Annotated in this window: 20 protein-coding genes; 14 read left to right on the top strand and 6 right to left on the bottom strand. The window is 51.4% G+C overall.

Annotated elements, in window-relative coordinates:
* The 8 genes from KOO63_02670 to KOO63_02635 form a co-directional block, all read left to right on the top strand.
* Positions 1-1234: hypothetical protein (locus KOO63_02670; GenBank protein MBU8920742.1), on the top strand; the 1234-nt coding region annotated here is incomplete at its 5' end.
* Between the two features lie 23 nt (positions 1235-1257).
* Positions 1258-1617, top strand: a complete 360-nt coding sequence (locus tag KOO63_02665; GenBank protein MBU8920741.1) for a GPW/gp25 family protein — start codon at positions 1258-1260, stop codon at positions 1615-1617.
* Positions 1592-3286: a hypothetical protein gene (locus tag KOO63_02660; GenBank protein MBU8920740.1), complete on the top strand. Its 1695-nt coding sequence runs from the start codon at positions 1592-1594 to the stop codon at positions 3284-3286. Before KOO63_02665 ends, KOO63_02660 begins: the two co-directional genes overlap by 26 nt.
* The gene (locus tag KOO63_02655) at positions 3283-4206 is read left to right on the top strand and encodes a type VI secretion system baseplate subunit TssG (GenBank protein ID MBU8920739.1); all 924 of its coding nucleotides are present in this window, start codon (positions 3283-3285) and stop codon (positions 4204-4206) included. Before KOO63_02660 ends, KOO63_02655 begins: the two co-directional genes overlap by 4 nt.
* 85 nt (positions 4207-4291) lie before the next feature.
* Positions 4292-5746 carry a hypothetical protein gene (locus tag KOO63_02650; protein ID MBU8920738.1) on the top strand — a complete coding sequence of 485 codons (1455 nt, stop codon included), beginning with the start codon at positions 4292-4294 and terminating at the stop codon, positions 5744-5746.
* A 16-nt stretch (positions 5747-5762) separates the two neighbouring features.
* Positions 5763-6692, top strand: coding sequence for a hypothetical protein (locus KOO63_02645; protein MBU8920737.1), 930 nt, complete (start codon positions 5763-5765; stop codon positions 6690-6692).
* 15 nt (positions 6693-6707) lie between these two features.
* The gene (locus tag KOO63_02640; GenBank protein MBU8920736.1) at positions 6708-8921 is read left to right on the top strand and encodes a GTPase domain-containing protein; all 2214 of its coding nucleotides are present in this window, start codon (positions 6708-6710) and stop codon (positions 8919-8921) included.
* Positions 8922-9031: 110 nt separating this feature from the next.
* The gene (locus KOO63_02635; GenBank protein ID MBU8920735.1) at positions 9032-9505 is read left to right on the top strand and encodes a hypothetical protein; all 474 of its coding nucleotides are present in this window, start codon (positions 9032-9034) and stop codon (positions 9503-9505) included.
* 57 nt (positions 9506-9562) lie between these two features.
* On the opposite strand, the gene KOO63_02630 is transcribed toward KOO63_02635, so the two are convergent.
* The 6 genes from KOO63_02630 to KOO63_02605 form a co-directional block, all read right to left on the bottom strand.
* Positions 9563-11125: a LamG domain-containing protein gene (locus KOO63_02630; GenBank protein ID MBU8920734.1), complete on the bottom strand. Its 1563-nt coding sequence runs from the start codon at positions 11123-11125 to the stop codon at positions 9563-9565.
* A 9-nt stretch (positions 11126-11134) separates the two neighbouring features.
* The gene (locus KOO63_02625) at positions 11135-12256 is read right to left on the bottom strand and encodes a hypothetical protein (protein MBU8920733.1); all 1122 of its coding nucleotides are present in this window, start codon (positions 12254-12256) and stop codon (positions 11135-11137) included.
* Complete coding sequence (locus KOO63_02620) at positions 12246-13559, bottom strand: tetratricopeptide repeat protein (protein MBU8920732.1); 1314 nt, start codon at positions 13557-13559, stop codon at positions 12246-12248. The genes KOO63_02625 and KOO63_02620 overlap by 11 nt, the downstream gene beginning before the upstream one ends.
* 56 nt (positions 13560-13615) lie before the next feature.
* On the bottom strand, positions 13616-14665 hold the full coding sequence (locus KOO63_02615) for a CsgG/HfaB family protein (GenBank protein MBU8920731.1): 1050 nt from the start codon (positions 14663-14665) through the stop codon (positions 13616-13618).
* 45 nt (positions 14666-14710) lie between these two features.
* Entirely contained in the window at positions 14711-16141 is a 1431-nt protein-coding gene (locus KOO63_02610) for a protein kinase (GenBank protein ID MBU8920730.1), read from the bottom strand.
* A gap of 65 nt (positions 16142-16206) precedes the next feature.
* The gene (locus tag KOO63_02605) at positions 16207-17262 is read right to left on the bottom strand and encodes a mechanosensitive ion channel family protein (protein ID MBU8920729.1); all 1056 of its coding nucleotides are present in this window, start codon (positions 17260-17262) and stop codon (positions 16207-16209) included.
* 497 nt (positions 17263-17759) lie between these two features.
* Between KOO63_02605 and KOO63_02600 the strand changes: the two genes are divergently transcribed.
* The 6 genes from KOO63_02600 to KOO63_02575 all read left to right on the top strand — a co-directional run.
* Positions 17760-18644 carry a TraB/GumN family protein gene (locus KOO63_02600; protein ID MBU8920728.1) on the top strand — a complete coding sequence of 295 codons (885 nt, stop codon included), beginning with the start codon at positions 17760-17762 and terminating at the stop codon, positions 18642-18644.
* Between the two features lie 48 nt (positions 18645-18692).
* On the top strand, positions 18693-19634 hold the full coding sequence (locus tag KOO63_02595) for a metallophosphoesterase (GenBank protein ID MBU8920727.1): 942 nt from the start codon (positions 18693-18695) through the stop codon (positions 19632-19634).
* Entirely contained in the window at positions 19631-19798 is a 168-nt protein-coding gene (locus KOO63_02590; protein ID MBU8920726.1) for a hypothetical protein, read from the top strand. The genes KOO63_02595 and KOO63_02590 overlap by 4 nt, the downstream gene beginning before the upstream one ends.
* Complete coding sequence (locus KOO63_02585; protein MBU8920725.1) at positions 19795-20115, top strand: hypothetical protein; 321 nt, start codon at positions 19795-19797, stop codon at positions 20113-20115. The genes KOO63_02590 and KOO63_02585 overlap by 4 nt, the downstream gene beginning before the upstream one ends.
* Positions 20116-20132: 17 nt before the next feature.
* Positions 20133-21194, top strand: a complete 1062-nt coding sequence (locus KOO63_02580; protein MBU8920724.1) for a V-type ATPase subunit — start codon at positions 20133-20135, stop codon at positions 21192-21194.
* Between the two features lie 74 nt (positions 21195-21268).
* On the top strand, positions 21269-21535 hold a 267-nt coding region (locus tag KOO63_02575; protein MBU8920723.1), incomplete at its 3' end, for a hypothetical protein.

Below are 21535 nucleotides of genomic sequence, written 5' to 3'. Positions count from 1 at the left end.
CAGCAATACCGTGGAACTGAAGTGGCGGGAGGATCTCGGAGCATTGAAGGTAGGGTTGGGGACCGCTCCAGCGGAATTCCAGTCAGATGTCTACAATTACGAACAGAAAAAGACTTACTCGCAGGACAGCCAGTCGATCTCCCAGGAGGCGGTCCTGTCCGACATCTCAAAAAGATCTCCAGAGGCTTCGAAGAAAATATATGGAAAATCAGGATTTTCCGCCGCACCCAAGATGGTGAATGACGCACAGTCCCTCGACAAGGTCCTGAAGAACGAACGCCGCAAGGCGATGGGCGGCATGATCAGGTGCAACGGTCAGTCCATTGTCCCCGAGGTCGAGGTCGGAAGCTGCGTCCAGGTGAACGGAATGGACAAGCTCGACGGACAGTACTGGGTGATCGGCACACGGCACATATTCGATGAAAGCGGCAAGTATCACAATACGTTCGTCTGCACTCCCCTCGATATCGCTTACCCTGGCTCCATATTGGCGAAGAAGGAACTCGGTGCGGGAGATGTAAAACAGGGGGACGCCAGCGGGGGCAGCGCGCGGCGTGAGGACGCGAACAGCATTGAGTCTGTCGTAGAGAAGAAGAAAAAGACGATGCCGGGCATGCATGTTGCCAGGGTAGTGGATCTGGAAGATCCCGAAAGTCTCGGCAGGATAAAGGTCAGTTATCCCTGGCTCGATTCCGAACAGACCGCCTGGGTAAGGATGATGGTGCCGCATGCCGGGGCAGATCGTGGATGGTATATCCTTCCCGAGCTGGAGGACGAAGTGCTGATCGGCTATGAACACGGCAATACCAATTATCCCGTTGTGCTGGGTTGCATGTATAACAAGGAAAATGCTCCGATGCAGGAGGCCATCTCCAGCGAGAACGATATCAAGATGTTCATGACCCGTAGTGGTAACAAGATCGTCTTCAAGGACAAAGACGGTGAAGAGGCGATAACCATCTCCCAGAAGGACGGTGACAATCAGATCGTTCTTGATATGTCAGGTCCTTCGATATCCATCACCAGTAAGGGCGACATCACTCTCAAGGGAGCAAATCTCAATGTCGACATGGATGAGGGAATCACTCTGAAGGCAGGCGGAGATGTAACGATAGAGGGAGCCAATATTGAAGTGAAGGCCAGCGCCAATATAAAGTCGGAGGCCTCCGCGAATCACGACATCAAGGGAACCGCCCAGGTCAACGTCCAGGGCGGCATGATCAATCTTAACTAGGGATGATGATGGAGTATCTATCGTTGCCATTTGCCCTTCGCAAGGGGTACCTGAACAAGACAAATCTTTATGATTCGATCTCCTATTCAATAGGACTCATACTCAGCACGCGAAAAGGTACCCTGCCATTTGATGAGGAATTCGGGTGCGACCTGTGGGACAGGGAATATTCCGATCTGTTCATGGTAAACAGGTCCGATGTTCAGGGGAGTGTTCGTAACGCCATAAGCAAGTTTGAGCCAAGGCTGTACAATTTATCAGTGTCATTGATGAATATCGAGACGGGACCGAACCACCCTCTGGGTGTGGCGGTGAAGGTGATCGGCAACTACCGGGAGGAAAAAGACGAGAAGAGGTTTGAAGAGACCTTCAACGTCGGTTGATATGAACAGCGAAAAATCCAAGACAGCTGAAGAGATCTTTCAGGGCATGCACAGGGAACTTCGTTCCTGGAACACGGATATTCCCGAATCACCCGACAGGATGGACCCCATCCTCCGGATCATGCTGAAGCTTTATTCAAGTCAGCTTTCCTCGATCGATGGCAGGATCGTGGATACATGGACGAAGGCGTCGAATGCCTTGCTCAGGTCGCTCTGCCCCGAAAGCCTGAGATGGCCCGTGCCGGCATTCACCGTTATCCAGGCTGACCCTACCGATCCCGTGATCTATGTCGATCCACGGACGAGATTCTTCTACAAGGAGGAACGCGAAGCGGGGAAGACATTCTTTTTCTCGTCATTGAGGAATGAAAAACTTCTCAGCGCAAAGGTAAAGAATCTCTATTTTGTCGCTGGAGGAAATATTCGCGACATATCACCTGTACAGGACGGCAGTACACAGATCTCGACGAGGATGCAGCCGGCGGCATATTCAGAAGGTGAAGCAGTCCTCTATATGGCGGTTGAACACGGGGGGCAGGTCGAAGACTTTGCTGGAGCGTTGCTGTTTCTCAGGGGGAGCGATGAGGCTCTCAAACAGCTCAGGTGGGCCCGGTGGTCTCCGTGTATCGATGGGTCTTTCTACGAGGAAGGCAGCTTCTGTCCCGGACTTTCCGGTAGTATCGACGATATTTTTTCAGCAGGAGAAGAGACGATAGATTGGGGTGGCCTCAGGCGCAGCAGCGATCTGTTCAATCCTCTGGATAACAGTTTTGTAGTCATTCCCGAGGGGTTCATCACTCCATGGCGAAAGGGTGACCCTGACAGCGGTTTTGCGAGGATGGTTGCAGACGCCGGGATGACCCTGCCTGAAAACAGCAGCGAACTGTTCTGGGTAAAGATAGTCCTGCCCGCGGGTGGAGACAGGGCCGTCCTTCAATCTCCGGTGAGGATCGATTTCGACTGTTTTGTCGCGGTCAACAGGTACGAACAGACCCTTTTCAAGCACACCGGGGGCAACAGGCTGATAGAGATAGAGATTCCTGACGACCCGGACAGGGTGGTGGAGATAATCTCGGTGACTGATTCGAGTGGGAAGGGTTATGTGGCGCAGCATGAAGCCCTCTCTTCGGGAGAGGACAAATTCTATAACCTGATCGAACAGGATGGACGTCTTACTCTCTGGTTTGATTTCTCGGAAGGGATCGAGCTTCCTCCCGATTCGATAACAGTCAATTATTCCATAACATCTGGAACGGAAGCTAACGGGATATCAGCAGGTAAGATCACAGAACTCTACGAGAACCATCCCGGAATCGTATCTTTGAAGAACGTGATGCCTGTCAGCGGAGCTATCCCGGCCAAGACGGAGCAGCAGGTGATGACCGAGATCTCCTCGCGTCTTCGTGGACGTGACCGTGCCATGTCGTTCGACCAGCTGACGAATTGGGTGAGGACTTTCGACGAGAGGATAGTCCAGGCTGGTTGCGAGAGAGGTGTGATGCGCACCGATGGCGGTGTTAGAAAATGCGTGGTTGTCAACGTGACCGTGGACAGCAAACTGTTCTACTCAGACGACGAGGTCGAACTGTTGAAAACGCGTCTTGGCTCGTTTCTCAAGGCCCGTACATCGATTAACAGCCAGTTTAAACTGGAGATGATAAAGAGATGATGTCTCGTGCTGACATGAAGATGCCAGATTTTACAAGCCGCAGATTCAAGTTCCATTATCTGACGGCATTGAATCTTCTCGAGAGTATGGGTATTCCCCTTGATAATATCCATTTAAAGGCAGCCGGCATCTACGAGAACTACCGCGGAGAGATCCGGTCGCAGGAGCCCGAGGTGGGAGAGGTGATTACCCATGGGACGGTGGTCACTCTCGAGGTAGGATGCGAGTCGGCCATCGATTTTATGCCGTACCAGTTCTTCTACGGGCTTCAGGGGATACGTGACACTGACAATACGTGGGAGGATGAGGCTCGATGCCTGATGGCTCCGTTCGACGCTGCCACTATACGATACGAGGCAGCGATGCGGATGCATTCTCTCAAGAACAGCTTCGGAGTCATAGACGAGGAGCATCTAAAACGGTTCATGGTCCTTTATGAATTCGATCCAGGTGATGGAGTGAAAAGCAGCAGCGATATGATGTTTCTCGCTGCTATACTCCCTTCGATCCACAGTTGGGGAGGTAATCCAGAGGCAGTATCCGCTGTGTTGGAGAGGTTGACCGGCTTCAGGGTCAGCATGAAGGAAAATGTCAAGTCCAGGACGGAGATCCCATCAGAGATAAAGTACAGGCTTGGTTCGAGGACCGGCAGACTCGGATGTGAGACGTTGGTCGGTAGTAGCTTTGAGGAATGCGATTCGACCTACGAGGTATCATTCGTCGGAGTACCAAAGGGAAAGATTGGAGATCTTCTTCCCGGCGGAAAGGTCCGAAACAGGGTAGAGAGCTTCCTCGACTTTTGTATGCCGGGGGACCTCGATTATAGAATATCGATCGCGGTCGACAGGAAGCACGCTGAGAAAACACGGGCACATGAAGAAAGGACTATGGGGCACCTCGGATATTCGACATACATCTGACCGGATATAGATGTATGTCTTGACAAGGAAAGCTGTTAACAATAAAGTCTTATAGGTTTTACGGGGCAGAATTCTGCGAGGTAGGATGATGGATGGTTTCAAACTGCAATCGATGAACTGGCAGGACGGGATGCTTCTCTCTATGGGTCACCTGAGGGACCAGGAGAGATATTTCGAGGAGCTGGTACGCTGGCATTCGACAGGCTCTGGAGATAATTTCGGGCTTGTGAAAAAGGATGTGGCCCAGCCTCCGCTAAAGATGAACGCGAGCCTCAGCGGTAACAGGTTGAAAGTCGAAGTCAGTCATTGTCAGGCTCTCCTTCCCTGCGGAATGGCTGTGGAATATAGCGAAGTGACAAGTGAGGGAACTGTCCTCAAGGCGGAAGCCGATGTCAACGATACCAGGGTCCCGGTATTCATCGGCGTAATGCCTGGTGAAAGAGTCCAGGTCGGGTCGCCCGATCCAGCGGAGGAAGTGCCAAGAATACCATATGAGATCCCTGCTTACCGCGTCTTTCTCGGGCAGGTGCCGAATCTCCCCGAGTCGATGTATATCCAGATAGGGCTGTTTGCCATCAACGGGAGCGAGGTCTCGCCGGCCGATGATTATTTTCCTCCATGCGTCAGCATAAACGCAGACGACCGGCTTTACGCGATAGCGATAGACTACAGGAACAGAGTCGAGAACCTGCTCAAGCTTTCGATAAACGCATATCTGGCGGCATCTTCCGACCAGGGACTCGAAGGAGCGTCGACGAAACTCCAGAGTGCCTTCAGGGAGACGACGCATTTTCTCGTATCTCACATGTCTTCGCACCTGGATGATCTTACAGTGGGGCGCAACGCGCCGCATCCCGGTGTCTTCATGACCCACTTCAGGAAGCTTTTCCGGGTCACTTCATCTCTGCTTAATCTGCAGCCCGCGCTGAAGGACTATCTCAACGAGAAATTCTTTGCAAAAGAGGCGGGGACAGATGTCGGGACATACCTGTCGTCGATCGACGCTTTTCTTCTCTCGGAGTATGATCACAGGAATATCGCCGGTCAGATACGGATGGTAGACAGCATCCTCGGTACGATGAGAGCGCTGATGGCCTTCCTCTCGCAGACGCGCCTCGATCAACTCAGCGATCAGGCCGTTGCCACCGAGACGATCACCTACCAGGGAAAGACATACAAAAACTGCGATCTGGGGGCGAGCAGGCTGGAAGAGGTCGGCGAGCTCAGTTACCTCGTGATGGAACTGGCCGAGCCATGCCCTGTGAACGATACGGTGACCCTGATCGACAAGAATCTCTTCTCCGACAGCCAGTGGCGTTCGATGCAGGTGCGCCTCGGCGTGAACGAGGCTCGGGGCCTTGGCGAGACCGACCCTGTCGAAGTGGATATTACCAGTTACAGCAACAAAGTCGTCCTGCATCCGATGGATATGCTTCAGGCAGCGTCTGTCAGACAGGTGACATTCATATTCCGTGGTATCCCGGAGCCTCAGAAGCTGTCGGGATTGAGCAAATCGGATCTTATTCTGTACGTTGTGTGACAGAAGGTGTGGTGAAATGGGACAGAGCATAACGACCTATATTGAGGATCTCTTCAAATACCTGAAGGATTACGAGAGCGACTACTCAACGTTTGAAGCGGAAGCGTTCTTTCAGACATACAACGGGGTCTGCGCGGTATTCCAGGCTTTGAGAGAGCAGAGGGACAAGGCGGTCGAGGTCGACCGGGTCTTTCTCGAGAAGATAAAGCAACGCCCGCTGAACAGTTCAGACCTGCGACAGTTGACTGTACAGATCATCATATCCTTCTTCGAGTCGGTTGCCGACACTGACGGACAGTCGAACAGGGCATACATGTATTGCCGGGAGTTCAGAAACGTCAAACGGGATGTCGCCTATTTCGAGACATTCCTCATGCCCCTTCTTACGAGGGAAGGCAGTCTTAATAACAATTTCAAGCTGAATCATTTCTTTCTCAAGGAGATAGGACGTTTCATAAGGACGTTCGGCAGCAGTACCGCAAAAGAAGTAAACTTTGAAGACTTCAAGGGAATGCCTGTTTATCAGAAACTGCTCACTCTTCACATGAGAAGGGCCGAACTGGGTGACAGTGTGGTCGATGACAGGGATTCGCTCGAACATCACATGAGGAATACGGGTGTATTCGACAAGCTCAAGCACGAGGGCCCTCTTCCCGAAAGTTACCTTAGAGAGTGGAATTACCTCATAGAAGAATCGTTCATGGACCGATTGAAAGCGTCTCTCAGCGAGGCATGGGGCAAGCTCAAGGGGTTCTTCTCCAGTTTTAACTATGTAAAGCTGGCACTGGCACAGCGATATTCGGGATATATGTTTTACGGACTGATCATGGTGCTGTTCATCCTTCTTGCGTTTCTCGTTCCAATGAAGTGGACAAGTTATTCGCAAAGCAGGTTGACGGAGTTTGAACAGCGTGTCGAAGATACCATGGACGCCACGGGCAGATAGCGTAACGGGAGAAAAATGGGTTTCGCGAAGATATTCAAGTTTGCAAAAAAGGGATCAAAGAAGGTAAAGAAGTCCAGAGGTGGAGGTGCAGCCGCTCCAGTAAAGTGGCCGGAAGGTATCCGGGTGGGGGTGTTCGGGCACGAAAACTCTGGAAAGACGGTATTCTTTACATCACTCTATACCAAGAGCAAGTCGACGAAAGATTTTCAGATATCGGTGAGGGACAACGCGACGGCCAGCGAATTCTTCAAGAACGACATGGCTATCAAGGGAGTCGATTGCGATAGTTCCGGAACCGGTACGATCGCTGCCAGGCCCGTCCCCAAGAAATTTCCGGACCCGACTGAAAAGGACATCATACTTCAGTTTACGGCGATCCTCGATGGCAACACGAAGATCCCGGTAGTCTCCTACGATTACAGCGGTCGCGCGGTGGCGATCTCCGAGCATTCGGACGATGCGGAGAAGATAAGGGATTTTATGGTCGACGCGGACGGGCTTCTCTTCTTTTTCGACCCGAAGATACTCGGTGCCGATCCTGAGGTCCAGGCGAGGGCGTCTACATTTATTAATATTCTTGAGAGGATCGTTCCGCTCAGGTCACGTCTGCCGATCCCGGTCGGTCTCGTTATATCGAAATCCGACATACTTCCCGGATACAATGGCGAAGACCAGTCAGTGCTGATCCAGCCCGAGGACGAACAGGTGATCGCGGAAGATTACGAGAAATTCCTCGAGAAGGTCCTCGATTTTGAAAGCTTTTCAGAAAACAGGGAATGGGCCACTTCGGTTAGAAATGTCCTCGTGAAGCTCCGAGAGTTTATCAGGATCGTTGTCGGCAGGACACTCGATTTCCAGATATTCTTCGTGTCGAGTACCGGGAACAGACCGGAAAAAATAGGAGTGGATGTCGGGCGTTCGATATACGCTCCGCCGGAGAAGGTCAATCCGTGCGGAGTGACCAGACCTTTTTATTGGATACTGAATTCTATTGTCAGGAGCCAGAGGTTGAATGTGATGCGGAGGATAGCGGGGTATGTCTCTGTGGCCTCGATTATCTGGATACTTCTTTTCTCTTTACCCTATCTCTTTCATTTCGGGGGTTTCCTTCGCTCCGCCTACAGGGTAGAGAACAGTGTCCTGAACTCTGTCGACGGCAATATCCTGAATACTTCCGATGCACAGCGCAGTGATATTATCAGGGCATACAACCGTTACGGCAACAAGATGCTGGTCAGAAAGATGTTCACCGAATATCGCCTTACATCCTCAAGGATGAGGGATGTCTACAGCGAATTCAGTCTCGGACCGGCTGTAGCCAGACTGGATAGTATCATAACCGGTTTTGCGGATATCATCTCGGACCCGAAACTTCAGCCCAAATATGATCAGGGGCTGGACAGCCTGATCCTCAGCGATACTCACAGAAGGCTTGTCGGTAGCCTGGAGAGGATGCATGTGGGCGAGAAGACTTCGGTACTCTACATGCGCTCCGACAGGGTGTTCTACTATTGGGACCTGTTCACAAAATATGTAAAGAATCCTGCCGACACGTCTGTGCTGGAGAAGATCAATTACCAGGTGAATTTTAATCTGGAGAACGCGCAGAACTATAGTGAGTCGGAAAAGAGGCTGGGTAGCGTTCTTCTCGGAGTTCTCGACATTCCTGTTTCTCGTTCGGTCCCTACGGTGCGGGCCACGGCCTCGAACCTGAACGAGTACAATCAGATCAAGGATAAAGTAAACGGGTCATCCGATCCCGCCTATGTGCTGGGAGAAGTTCCTGCCAAGCTCAGTGCGGTCAGGGATAAACTCTCCGCGAGTACAAACTCGACACAGATCTCAGCGATAAATGCCTTCCTGGCAGAAGCGAAGAAGTGGGAAAAGAGGAGGACATATACGTGCGTCCTTCAGACCGTACCCGATATGGGGCATCTGCACATAGAGGTGACCGGATCTGGTGGTAATCCATCCTGGTCGAACGAGACCCAGTTGCTCGAAGGCGATGAGATCAAGCTCAAGTGGAAGCCAGGGGATGATGTCCACATAGCTATTGACGAGTTGAGACATGAGTGCAATTGGGGTAAAAAACCGAGTGACAGGGTCGTATTTCAGGACAAATACGCTATCTTCGAAGCAGAGGGAAGTATTGCCTTTCCCAATATCAATAAAACGATAATACTCAGTTTCAAAGGCGGGCTGAAGGAACGCCTGCCAAAACTCAAATAGAGGGACTGGATCCGTAAAACCAGGATAGAGATAAGTAGTGTAAGTAGAAAGGATCTGCGATGAGAAAACATGTAATAGCAGGGTCCGTGATTTTGGGATTGGTGGCTCTCATGGCTTTAGCAGCCCCTGCCGCATCTTTCGCCGCCAAGGTAGTCCTGCCCGAAGAGACTGAGATCAAGGTGAAATTCGATCCTGCGATGATGATCGATTCAGGAAAGCTGCAGGCAGGAGTCACAATCTCGATATATCTCGCTGAGGATATAAAGATCGGTGGAAAGACGATTATCGAAGCAGGAGCGGAAGGCACAGCGAAAGTAGAAGAAGCGGTATCCGCGTCAAGGCGAGGAAAGCCGGGGATGATCAAGATCGCTTTTGTTTCCCTTGCTCCCAAGGGGGCCTACGCGGCGGCCGATGGCGAAATGATAAAGTTGTCCGGTGCGATAGAAAATGAGGGCGGGAGCAGAAAGCTCATCTCCTGGATCTTTATCGCAGGCCTGTTTATCAAGGGCCAGCAGGGGACTATAGATACGGCGCTGGAATATCCCGCCATGATCGGTGAGACGATTATTCTGAAGAGTGAATAATAGCAGCGCAGACAAATCAATGGGGCCACCTCTCAGAGCGGTGGCCCCGAATCTCCATCAATAATAAAAAGTGTAACGATACTTGATCAGCTCAATGCTAAGAGCGTGATCGAGGATGTCCAGCTCGTCCAAACCCCCTTCGAAATACGAGGATATTTCGGCATTGTCCATGCCGATCAGAAGGTCGCCACTCGTGATGGGGGGTGGTTCGAACCCGTTGCCGCTGACCCACCCGCCCTCAAGTGTTGAGGGGATCGAGTACCCTGCAGTCATAATGGCTGATTCAGGATCACCGAATCTGAAGGAGAATACGATATGTATCCAGTCATCCAACAGATTGTGAGGAAGCACGGCTTTATAAGCGTGTGTCGTAGAATTGCCATACCTGAATTCAAGCTCGACAAATTCGTCGCTCTGCGAGACGTCCAGCATCGCAAGCTCGTAATTTATGACTCCTTCAGGATTCCTTTTGCAGACCATCGACATCCGGGGGTTCATCGCTGGTCCCTGTGGGGCAGCTGTGCCACCCGACCAGGGATCGACCTGGACCCACATCGCGAGAGTGATACCTTCCTGAAGATCCAGAAGGTCGTTATCAGGGATCGTGATGTAGTCGCTGTTACCGTCGAACAGCCTGGCATCTCCGAAGCGCCCGTTAATGATAGTCGTGCCTGTGGCCATCCCGTGGAGGCCATTATCCGTATCATCATCAATGAAATTGGGATTGTCCATTATTTCAGACAAGCCCATATTGTAGGAAGCTACCATGCGCGACCAGAAGGCGTGGAGGATCGCGACAGAGGTCTCGGCATGTATGTCCTCGATCGGAAGCGTATTTCCGCCCCTGTCCTGCATGAGCAGGACTGCGGGGGAGAAGATGACAGTCTCGAGGGTCACTTCATAATTATGAGTGTTATAATAGACAGTGCCGATCTCGGCGTAGCCATCCTGGTCCACGATGCTGTACAGCTCCACATTTCTACTTTCCAGGTCGATGTATGCTTCGCCGCCCTCTCCCGTCCAGATCTCCGGTTCGTTGACTTCCAGCGCAGGATTGATCTTCAGGCTGTCGTATCGTATGAAATTGAAGTTTTCCCCTCTTTCGTTCGAGACCTCCATCCTTATCCTGCCGATGTCGGGCAGATTGAATACACTTATTTTCATTGCCAGCAGATCGCCCTGCAGTGTCTCGGTATAGAGGGGCGATAACTTTATCATCGGTACGTCAGGTACCATCTCTATGTCCAGTACGAGTTCTTCGCCACCAATAACGTCGGCGATAGTTCTGCCGGAGTATATCAGTATGCCATCTGCGTCGTAAGCCCGAATGACAAAAAGTCTTCCCGGCCCGGCCGGAACCTTGATTTCTCCGTCGAGGAACCCATCATGATAAAAAAGCTCGGTAGTGAGAGGTTTGATTATCCCCTTGCCGGTGACGGTCAGAAAAAAGGTCGAAGCCTGAGTCACGTCCATCCACGCGCCGACCGAACTCTGGATCTGCAGCTCTATCCCCTGATCCCCGGCGGAAGTTATCTTTTCCGAACAGGCCGTGGTAATGGCCAGCAGGAGAAGGAGCAGTATGACGGTCATATTGTTATATTTACCCTGTCTTAACATCATTCACTCCTCCTAGTAAGATAGGCTGATTCCACCTGACATCTGGAAACCGCTCATGTCGAGTTCGCCGCCGTCGGCGGAGCCTGTATAATAAATCACTCCTGTATCGAATGTCAGTCGGTCATTGATCGCCCTCGAAAGGTCCAGGCCGAGGTTGAAGACCGTCGATGCATCGAACTCTTCTTCGTTGGCCATGATCTGTCTGATCCCCAACATGGTACCTATGTTCCATGCGTTCCAGGCTTTGAAGGAGACGCGGGCAAAGCCTCCTATCTCGTCTCCATATTTTTTCAACTGGCTGTCAATCACTCCATCTGTCAGGCTGTATCGTTTATTGCGGCCGCGAATGATCAACCTTGTACCGATCGAAGTAGTATATTTTTTGCCTGGGATGACTGCCATGACCCGGGCATTGAACTGGGGTGCCTGTTTGTAGATATCATCGTCATCAAGGGCGTCGGTGCCGAAGGCCGAGAAACCGAAGTCGCCTGTATAGTTCACCTTTCCGGACATCGTGCTTGCCGTAGCATTCACAGAGATCGCATCGCCGGGGTTGTAGTCGCCCGCCTCCTCATATGGTGTGTAGGTGCCGAGGAAATCATATACCGCGCTCAGGCCGCATTTGAACCGACCCAGCTCGGCTGCCGTACCGGCCTGGATATTAAATCCCAATCCCTCTCCGAACCTGCGCATCGGAAGAGTGAGGAAATCGTAGGAAAGAAATTCGACGACCCGCCTTTCCCCTTCGGCGTTCAGTTCCCTGCTGCCTGTAGGCAGGTTCACTCCCACTGAGAGAAGATGTCTGTCTCGTGAAAATGACCGTGAAATCTGGATTCTGAGGTCTCCGAGGCCGGAGAGGTCGTCTTCTCCGTTTCCGTCCTCCAGAGTATTGAAGCCGGAAAGGATCTGATATCTGGCTTCAAGGTTGTCCCTCAGGGGGACAAATCCCGAGAGGTTGAGAGTCCCCTGAGAGATGTTCTGCACGATGCCGTCCTGGTCCTCCAGATTCCATGAGCTGTAATAGAATTTAAGTCCCGCCGTACCCGGTTGCCCGTATACGATCTGGGCTTGTACGGTGGAAGATGAGATCAGGATCAAAGCGAGGATAATTGATATGATGATTTTATTTTGCATCGAAATCCCCCCTTATGATTATTATCCCGTTACCGTACCATACCGGAGCTCCTCCGGGAGGAGGCGCTGCCAGGGAGCCAAGGGTCCAGTAGAGATCGGTGTTTGCTATGAAGTTGCAGTTGATCAGATTGGCAGCCTGAACAGTGCCGAAGCCCGACTGAGAGTCTTCTCTTTTCATGGAGGTGGTCACATCCGCCTCGAACCCGGACGAACCGAAAGAGGATGCCTGGTCCATCTTTCCCGCGAGATCCGAGGCCTGGGAAAATCCGGGATCAGCATTCCCCGCGTTTCTGAATGACCTGGCAGCGTCGCTGTGCATTCCTCGTCTTTCATAGAAGAGGCCCTTGCTGTACGACATGAAAGCAAGGAACGATTCCGTGGGGACCTCCTCGATAGCGTCTCTTTCTTCTTTAGTGATCTCGATTCCCAGCGTGTCGAGGATGCCGAATACGAATTGTTTTTCGACATGGAAAAACTCCTCGAGGCTACCTTCTCCAGACCGGGTGCCGCTGACTTTGCCGTCAGCAGTGTTGACCAGCTTTCCGTCGACCCTGAATCCGTCATCACCGGTGCTGTTAACCGAGCCGAGGACTATCCTGCTGCTTCCGAGCAGCTTTCCCACCCTCGGACCGACAGAAGTATTTGAATAATTTGATTCACTGAGCTGGAGCTCGTCGAGGATCACGTTGATCTTCATCCTCTCCAGCACCTTGAGGCTGGACACTTTTGCCAGGTCCATCGCGACGAACTCGGCCAGTCCGAGAGCGATCGGCTGCAGGTCTGATGAAAGGTTCGAGCCGTCGAAATTTATTACCGCAATACTGTTTTTAGGAAGTGAATCTACATCGAGAGAATCTTCTTCCAGAACAGCCAGTTTTGCTTCGTTTGTAAGGCGCTGGTCTATGAGGACGCTCAACCTGCCTTCAATCATCTCTTTCGTCTTGCCTTTGCCCTGAAGGTTCGCCGCCGCGCTGTAGACACGTATCGCCCTGTCGAGCTGGCCGGTATCTTCGAAGATCAGGCCGAGGTAAAGGTTGGAAAGAGCGTTTGGACTGATCCGATTGGAAGTGGCGAAAGCCTCTTCCGCCTTTTCAAGCGCCCCTGTCCTGAACCAGGCCATGCCGATCTCACGCCATGCCAGGTGGTCGTCAGGCTGTTCTTTGACAGCCTTGTAATACAGGTCGAGGGCGGCATCATGGTTTCCCTCTTCGCTGGCGGCAAGGCCCTGCCGGTAAAAACTCTGTGTGCAGCCGGTGATCAGCAGGGCAAAGATCAGAAGGACCGCCGGTATTGATCGCGACATCGCATTCTCCTTATCGTTCAGGATGAGTTCATCCCGCAAACAGCTTCACAGCGATCTCATCCTATGAGAGGTTTGTAAATCTCCATCTTTTTCTTTGCCTCGACGAAAGTATTGTCTTTTTCGTAAGCCTGCTGGAAGTGTTCATAGGCTTTCTCATACTGGTAATCGTCCATGTATTTCAGTCCGAGCGAGTAGAGTTTCGCCGCGTCCATATCGGTAGTGGCCGATTCCTCGATCGCAGTTTTCATTTGGTCCGTGACCACAAGTTCGAGCTTTTCAGCGATAGCTTTTACTAGCCCTTTTTCCATCTCGACAAAATTTGGCTTTCCTTCCATATCTGCCGAAGTGATTATCTCGGAGGTCTCCACATTTACAACGCGTACTACCATTCTCGCGTTTTTACGGTCGACCTGCGCTATGCTGCCGAACACCATCAACTGTGCGCCCAGCATCTTTCCGACCCTGACGGCCGTCGCCTGATCGATCTTTCCCTCCTCGGAGAGCTTGATCTCCCTGAGCAGGTAATCAAGCTTGTCACGCTCGACTATTTTGAGGTCGGTAAAACGCGAGAAATCGTATTCGAAAAAATCAGCGAGGGCCTTGCTGATATCGCCCAGTTCTTTCTTGTACTTGCCGATCGAGAAGTTGTCGAATTCCATTATCGCGATCGTTTTGATCTCGGGAGCCCGGTCGTCAGGGCAGACAAGGAGGTTTTTGCTCTGACAGAGTTCGTACCATTTGTCTCTAAGCTCGCTGGGCCACATCTCCCTGGGAAGATTGATGAGACAATGCCCTATCTGTGAGATGTTCTGGAGGTAGCTGTAGGCCTCATTCTTGTACTTCTGGCCCTTGGCATAGGTGATGATGCTTTTTACTTCGAGGATCGCGATCTCATCGTTAGCAGTTAGGTCCTGCCTGGACAGGAGTTCGTTCGTAATCGCGAGTCCAGCCTCGAATTCTCCATCGAGATAGACATCGACGGCTTTCGCCAACTGTTCGGAAACACCGCTTTCCGAAGCCAGGGCGCCCGAATCCGGTGTCATAAAATGAATAGGGGAAAGGATCAGAAGAGAAAAGGAAATGAAAAACAGGAAAATCCGTCTCATAATGCGCCTCCCGGTTTTGAGTGAGTTTTATAGCAGGATTCTAAACTACTCCTGGAAATTGTGCGATACTTTTATCATCTTGCCGCTAGTGACTGTGACCGTTTCTGTATGGACCAGTTCCCGCCCGTCCATGACTTTGACTATTCTGACTGTGTACTGTCCAGGGGGACGTTCGAACCTGAACGGGGTCGGTTCGTCCTGTAGTCTTCCATTGATATAGACCGCCGCGTATCCAGGCCTGGAAGTGACCAGCAGGATTCCCGGTGCTATGGGGGGTGGGCTCGTTGTCCTGCTGACGGGCCTTTCCTCTTTGTCTGTCGACCTTGTAGTCCCGGGCTCACCATCGGTCGAAGCATCTTCATTTCCCGATGCTGTATTATCTCCGGACAGTGTACTATCAACTACAATAGTTTCCTGCGAACTGCCGGACCGGTCTTCTCCTGTAAGGTCATCTTCTCCGCCAGACATCATCCTGAGTCCGAAAATAGCCGCAGCGATTATGACCACAGCGCCGATGACCATTCCCGCCATCTTTCCGCTGCCGCTTTTTTTTGATGCACGGGATTTTTCCCGGTGCGGGGTAGAGGAAGGACGATCCGGTGTATCCGGCCCCGTTACTATATTAGCCATCGTTTCTGCCACGGGGCTATCAGGAACGCCTCCCTGCTGCGATGATATCCTTAATAGTTCCGTACGCATCTCTTCCATGGACGAGAATCTCGCTGCGGGATCCTTGTCTATAGCCTTAAGTATAACCTCGTCGAATTCTCCTGATATATTGCCTGCAAGGCTGGAAGGAGCAGGTGCTTCTTCGAACATCTTCGCGTCGCGAAGAACGAATTCGTTGTCGCCCTTGAAGGGAAGTTCCCCGGTAATAAGCCTGTAGAGTATCGTTCCTACCGCGTATATATCACACTTCGAATAATCAAGGTCTTCACCACCGGTGAATTGTTCCGGGGCCATATACTCCGGAGTTCCCGCCGCTGTGCCTACTATCGTCATCTGTGGATCGGTCTTGCCCTTCGCGATACCGAAATCGATGATCTTCAGGACCCCTTTGCCATCGAACATGATATTGCCCGGCTTGAGGTCGCGGTGGTAGATATTCTGAGAGTGAGCGGGAGCCAGGCCGGCAAGCAGGTCGGTGACTATCTTAAGAGACTCTATAATGGAAAAACTGTCCTTTTCCTCGATCATCTCTTCAAGCGACTTGCCGTCGATATACTCCATGGCGATCACGAGCTCGTCCTCATGGTCGAAGAAATGGCGGATCTGGCATATGTTGGGGTTTCCATCGAGAAGGGCAAGCTTGTCGGCTTCCTGCATGAAGCGTTCGGCATGCTGGGAATTTGAAAGGATCTTCAGGACTAACTTGAGGTTGGGGACATCCTTGTGTACGGCCAGATAGACCTTGGCCATGCCGCCGACGCCTATCTGCTTGAGTATCTTGTAATTCCCAATCTGCCGTTCTGCCATCTGGCACCCTCCGTTTGCTGTATGTCGTTCATCAAATATGATTTAACAGGAGGTGTCAACAGAAATCAGGTCTCATCCTTCTCCACAATCACGGTCTGCGTCGGGTAGGCGAACTCGAGGCCGCGTTTTTCGAATTCTCTCTTTATCCGGAGATTGATGTCCTGTTGAGTGTTCATGTAGACGATGTATTCCCTGGTCAGGACATAGTAGACGGTCTCAATGTCGAGACTGAAATCTCCGTACTGGTAGAAATGGGACCTGTCGAACTCGGCATTCTCGACCGACGCGATTATCTCCTTTATGAGCGATGTCGCTTCCTCAAGCTGTTCCGCAGTGGTGTCGTAGACCAGGCCCAGTTTGAACAGTATCCGGCGTCTTTCCATCCTCTTGTAATTACGAACACGCGAGCTGGTCAGGTCCGTGTTAGATATGATGATCTCCTCACCACTGAGCGATCTTATGCGTGAAGTCTTTATCCCGATATGTTCCACCGTTCCCCTGAAATCACCGATGATGATGTAGTCGCCGATCTCGAACGGCTTGTCGAAGAAGATGGTGAAATAGCTGAACAGGTCGCCCAGTACCGCCTGCGCGGCCAGGGCTATGGCGATGCCTCCGATGCCGAGGCCGGCGATGAGGCCGGAGACCTGCACTCCGAGGTTATCCAGAAGTATGACGACAGCAATCACCCAGACCGCGAATTTGATGACAGTCAGAATGCCCCGGATCGCCTTTTTCTTTGATTCTTCAGTATCTTTCCTGGTCCAGTAGAGATTCAGAGCGTATGTGACCAGACTCAGAAGAAAACGGATCCCGAAGATCGTGAGGAAAAGAAGGAAGAAGATCCAGGTCCACCTGGCCATCGTATCGTTGAGGGTGAGTCGCTGCATGCTGAGGTAAAGGACCCCGATGTAAAACAGGGCTGAAAGTTTGGTGTCCACCGCATGAAGCAGGAAATCGTCGAGGTCGGTTTTTGTGCGGCTTGCCAGTTTCTTGAGCCGTCTCATCACTATCGTAGTGAACAGCTTGACGACCAGGACGCCGCCAACAAAAAATGCGAGACATAAGAGGTAGTCCAGCGTTGTATTTCCAAAGTATATGCGTCCGAGAAATTCCTGCATCTCAGAGTCCTCCTGGAGGAATGAACTGAATGATCCAGTAGCCTTGATTTTGAGCAGGACAATCCTGCTACCCGTGCAGGGACCAGAAATAATCCTGTGTCCTTTACAGGGAGCAGACTACATCATCCCTGGTCAATCAATAAAGGAGATTCTGGGTATTAACCTGGCAAATCTAGTAGAAAGGTGGCTGTTCAATCTAAGGCTGTTCGATGGCCAGTCTTTCAGGTCATTCCACCAGTCTCTTTTAAAGACTTTCGTTTCGTGTCGATGTCGACAGATCAACAGAAATCACAGTGGGGTCAAGCCGATTGTGGGCAAGGTTTGTCAGGTATCATTCAGGGAGCCATAGAGAATCGTTTCTGATCTCAACCAATCTGCTTGAAAAAGACTCGTAATAATGTTTACTATTCCCACAGGTAAATAGATGCTGGAGTTCCTGCTGCAGAGGGCATCCAGGAAGTCGGGCTATTGAAGAATAAAATATCCGGGAGGAAAAAATGAAAAAGTCTATGTCATTGTCATTAGTTGTCCTGATGGTATTTAGCCTGTCCATCGGGGCATATTCCACGGCATCTGCCGAAGGATTTGTCTGGAAGGTCCGGAAGGACAAGTCAGTCGTCTATCTCGGTGGCACGATACATATGCTAAGGGGGTCCGACTATCCGCTGCCGACAGAGTACGACAAGGCATATGAAGATTCCGAGATTCTGGTCTTCGAGACCGACATGGACGAGCTTCAGAGTCCGGATACCCAGGTGAGGATCATGTCTGAAGCGATGCTTCCGGATGGACAGGGGCTGGATGATCTGCTATCAGAGTCGACCTACGAGGCGTTGAGTGCCTATTGCGACGGTGCGGGAATGCCTCTGGCCATGTTGAACCAGCTCAAACCGTCGATCGTGATGATATCTCTCCTGTCCCTGGAACTTCAAAAACAGGGGATAGGCCAGGAGGGTGTGGATATCCACTATCACGGAAGAGCAGTGGCGGACGGCCGGGAACTTGGCGGCCTCGAATCGGTCGATGACCAGATAGGGTATCTCATCTCGATGGGCGAGGGGTATGAGGACGAGTTTATCCTGCATTCGATCGAGGACATGAAAGAGGCCGGTGAGCAGGTGGAAGAATTGATCGAAACCTGGCGAAAAGGTGATGCTGAGGCGATGGCCGAGTTGATGCTGGACGATGTTAAGGAAAAATATCCTGACATCTACAGGGATCTCTTCAAGGGCAGAAATGACAAGTGGCTTCCCGAGATAGAAAAGCTGTTCATTACGCCTGAAAAGGAATTCGTTCTGGTCGGGTCGGCGCATCTCGTTGGCGACGATGGCATCATCAAAGCGCTGAGGGACAGAGGGTATAAGGTCGAAAAAGTAAGGTAGGCCCCGATATGCTGGATGACAGTCCGGGGGCTTTTCAAAGGAGAATAAATGAGATCCTTCAGATCAGCAGGGGAATCGGTCTCTGGCCGTAAAGCTGGAAAAGTCCTGTCAGTCTGCCTACTGTTGTTCCTTGTCCTGATTACCAGCGAATGCAGGGCTGAAAGATTCAGATTCGTTTTTATGACAGACATCCATCTGACCGAAGAGCTCGGTGGTGTGAAAGGGTTTGAAGCTGCGATAGAACATGTAAACAGCCTTGCACCTGATTTTATCATCACGGGGGGAGATCTTGTCTATGATGCTCTCGATGTGCCTTACGAAGAGGCGGGGAGACTCTACAGCCTGTTTGGAGATCTCTGTGAAAAGTTCGATGCGCCGGTTCATAATACGATCGGGAATCACGAAATATTCGGTCTCTATGACTCGACCGGTGTGAGTAGAGAAAATGAGGAGTTCGGCAAAGAGATGTTCAGGCGGAGACTCGGAGGAGGGGCTACAAGCCACTCATTCGATTTTGGCGGCTGGCATTTTATCAGCCTCGATGTGATCGGTTATTCCGGGGAACACAGCTATATGGGGTTCGCCGGATCCAGGCAACTCGACTGGCTGAAGCGGGATCTCGCATCGACCGCCTCTGGAACTCCTATCGTGCTCTGTGTGCATATCCCCCTGATCACAGTTTACAAGCAGATAAAAAAAGGTCACGCAAAGCCCCTGTTCACGGGAGAGGTGGTAGTCAATTCGAAGGAAGTACTCGACCTTTTCGAGGGGCACGATCTCCGAATGGTCCTTCAGGGGCATCTTCACATAGTCGAGCAGATATCCTTCAAGGGTATTCATTACGTGACAGGTGGCGCTGTGTGTGGCGCCTGGTGGAAGGGCCCGCGAGATGGATTTCCCGAAGGTTTTGTCGTCGTCGACATCGATGGGGAGGAAATGAACTACCGGTACGAGACGTACGGGTGGGACGCGGAGAGATATGATCCGTGAGAAGCGGGAATAACTTTGGCGGAAGAGTCTTCGTCAGCGGAAATATCTCCAACCTCATTGACACTATCCTGCCTAATGGCTATACTACCGCATTAATCTGGACCGGCACCCTCGTGTCGGCCGATGGGTTCTGTCCAGGACGGACTGCCAGGGAGTCGTTTTGAAAGAAATAGTCAAAAAAATCATGGAGACCGAAAAAGAGATTCGTGGTCGGATCGATGAAGCGAAAGCGAAGGCTCAGAAAGTTGTTCGCGGTGCAGAGACAAAGAGCCGCGAAGTAGTGGAACAGGGCCGGCATCAGGCCGTCCACGATGGGCAGGAGCTTATAGAGAGACTCAGCAGGGAAGCTGAGCGGGAGAGGGCGCTGCAAGTCTCGAAAGTCAGCGGCGGCAGCGAGGAACTTCTCCAGAAGAAGAGCGCCGGGATCGCAAAGGCCGTGACAAGGATCCATGGACTCGTGACCGGCAAAGAGGCCGAATAACTGCTTTTGGAGCGAACTTGATATTTGGACCAGTCAGCAGATATGCGCTTATCAACGCGAAGGTGAGAGCCAGACTCAGCACTCTTCTTGATATGGAGACGATCAACAGGCTGGCCGAGACTCGTGATCTGTCGGAGTTTTACTCATCACTCAGTAGTACGATCTACGAACCGGTATTCTCGAAACCGGAGATCTCGTTCGATCCAAGGGTCGGCGAAAAATTTCTGCTTGAGCAGGAAGTCGAGTGGCACAGGGAATTGCTCAAAGATATCAAGGGAGAGGAAAAGGCCCTTATCAAGCATTTCCTCGAGAAGTATGAGATAGAGAATCTCAAGACGGCCCTAAGGATCAGGGAAGGAAGACGGGACGGGGAAGAAATGAAATACATGATCCGAAAGGATCTGCCCCATTCGCTCCCGTACCAGGCGATCTCAGAAGCTTCCTCGATGGAGGACGCTGTATCGTATCTTTCGGGCACCCCGTTCCAGAAAGCGGTCGAAGTGGTGCTTGATGATTATAACGAGCGCCGCACCCTGTTTCCGATCGAGATAAACCTCGAGATAGATTATTACGAAAGGCTGAAGTCGAGGGTTGCCGCTCTGGGCAAAAAGGACCGGGAGATAGCGAAAAAACTCGTTGGACTCGAAATCGACCAGAAGAACCTGGGTTGGCTCGTGCGTCTCAAGTTCTATTATGATATTCCTGTAGGCGAATTGCTCGATTACAATATTCCCGGTGGTTACCGTATGAAGCGGGATAGGTTGCGTCAGGCGTTCAAAGCCGAATCTATCAAGGAAGTGATCTCTGTGGCATTGGAAAAATCTTTCGCGAATGCTTCGGAGTTGCTGGTCAGCGGCGACCAGCTGAGCAAGCTTTACCTGCTCGAGATCATCCTGTGGAATTACCTTATCACCGAAGCCAGAAAGACACTTGGAGGATTTCCTTTTACTATCGGGACAGTTCTCTCGTATCTCATCCTGAAGCGGACCGAGATAAGGAATATTATAACGATAATGAACGGCAAGATATACAAAATGGATCGCGGAGAGATAGAGAGTCATCTCAGAGTCTCTTTCTAGATGGTTGTCAGGGTCTCTTCCCGGGTGGTTATCGGGGTCTTTATTTGATGGTCACAATAAGTGGAGTTGGTTGAATGTTTACTCCTGAACGAATGCATCAGATCAACGTGATGGTTTTCGAGACCGAAGTCGACGAGGTCGCCAGATCGATCGTCCGGCTGGGTATCCTGCACCTGGTCCAACTCGATGACCAGCAGCCCTGGGTGGAGCAGCTGGGCACCTTCGAGTCAGGGAAGGTCAGTGACAGGATCGATCGAATGGGGCAGAGGGTCGTCGGCCTCATGAAGGATCTGAACATCAGAGAATTGCCGCTTGAGGAAAGAGACAGCAGGTTGCTTGAA

The organism is Candidatus Latescibacterota bacterium (assembly GCA_019038625.1).
GTDB lineage: Bacteria > Krumholzibacteriota > Krumholzibacteriia > Krumholzibacteriales > Krumholzibacteriaceae > JAGLYV01.
The sequence above is the reverse complement of the archived record's forward strand: the minus strand, read 5'-3'. Positions and strand labels throughout refer to the sequence as shown.

Coding starts and splice junctions, on each gene's coding strand:
- KOO63_02655 (MBU8920739.1), top strand. CDS start 3,283: ATGATGTCTCGTGCTGACATGAAGATGCCAGATTTTACAAGCCGCAGA.
- KOO63_02650 (MBU8920738.1), top strand. CDS start 4,292: ATGATGGATGGTTTCAAACTGCAATCGATGAACTGGCAGGACGGGATG.
- KOO63_02645 (MBU8920737.1), top strand. CDS start 5,763: ATGGGACAGAGCATAACGACCTATATTGAGGATCTCTTCAAATACCTG.
- KOO63_02640 (MBU8920736.1), top strand. CDS start 6,708: ATGGGTTTCGCGAAGATATTCAAGTTTGCAAAAAAGGGATCAAAGAAG.
- KOO63_02635 (MBU8920735.1), top strand. CDS start 9,032: ATGGCTTTAGCAGCCCCTGCCGCATCTTTCGCCGCCAAGGTAGTCCTG.
- KOO63_02630 (MBU8920734.1), bottom strand. CDS start 11,125: ATGATGTTAAGACAGGGTAAATATAACAATATGACCGTCATACTGCTC.
- KOO63_02625 (MBU8920733.1), bottom strand. CDS start 12,256: ATGCAAAATAAAATCATCATATCAATTATCCTCGCTTTGATCCTGATC.
- KOO63_02620 (MBU8920732.1), bottom strand. CDS start 13,559: ATGTCGCGATCAATACCGGCGGTCCTTCTGATCTTTGCCCTGCTGATC.
- KOO63_02615 (MBU8920731.1), bottom strand. CDS start 14,665: ATGAGACGGATTTTCCTGTTTTTCATTTCCTTTTCTCTTCTGATCCTT.
- KOO63_02610 (MBU8920730.1), bottom strand. CDS start 16,141: ATGGCAGAACGGCAGATTGGGAATTACAAGATACTCAAGCAGATAGGC.
- KOO63_02605 (MBU8920729.1), bottom strand. CDS start 17,262: ATGCAGGAATTTCTCGGACGCATATACTTTGGAAATACAACGCTGGAC.
- KOO63_02600 (MBU8920728.1), top strand. CDS start 17,760: ATGAAAAAGTCTATGTCATTGTCATTAGTTGTCCTGATGGTATTTAGC.
- KOO63_02595 (MBU8920727.1), top strand. CDS start 18,693: ATGAGATCCTTCAGATCAGCAGGGGAATCGGTCTCTGGCCGTAAAGCT.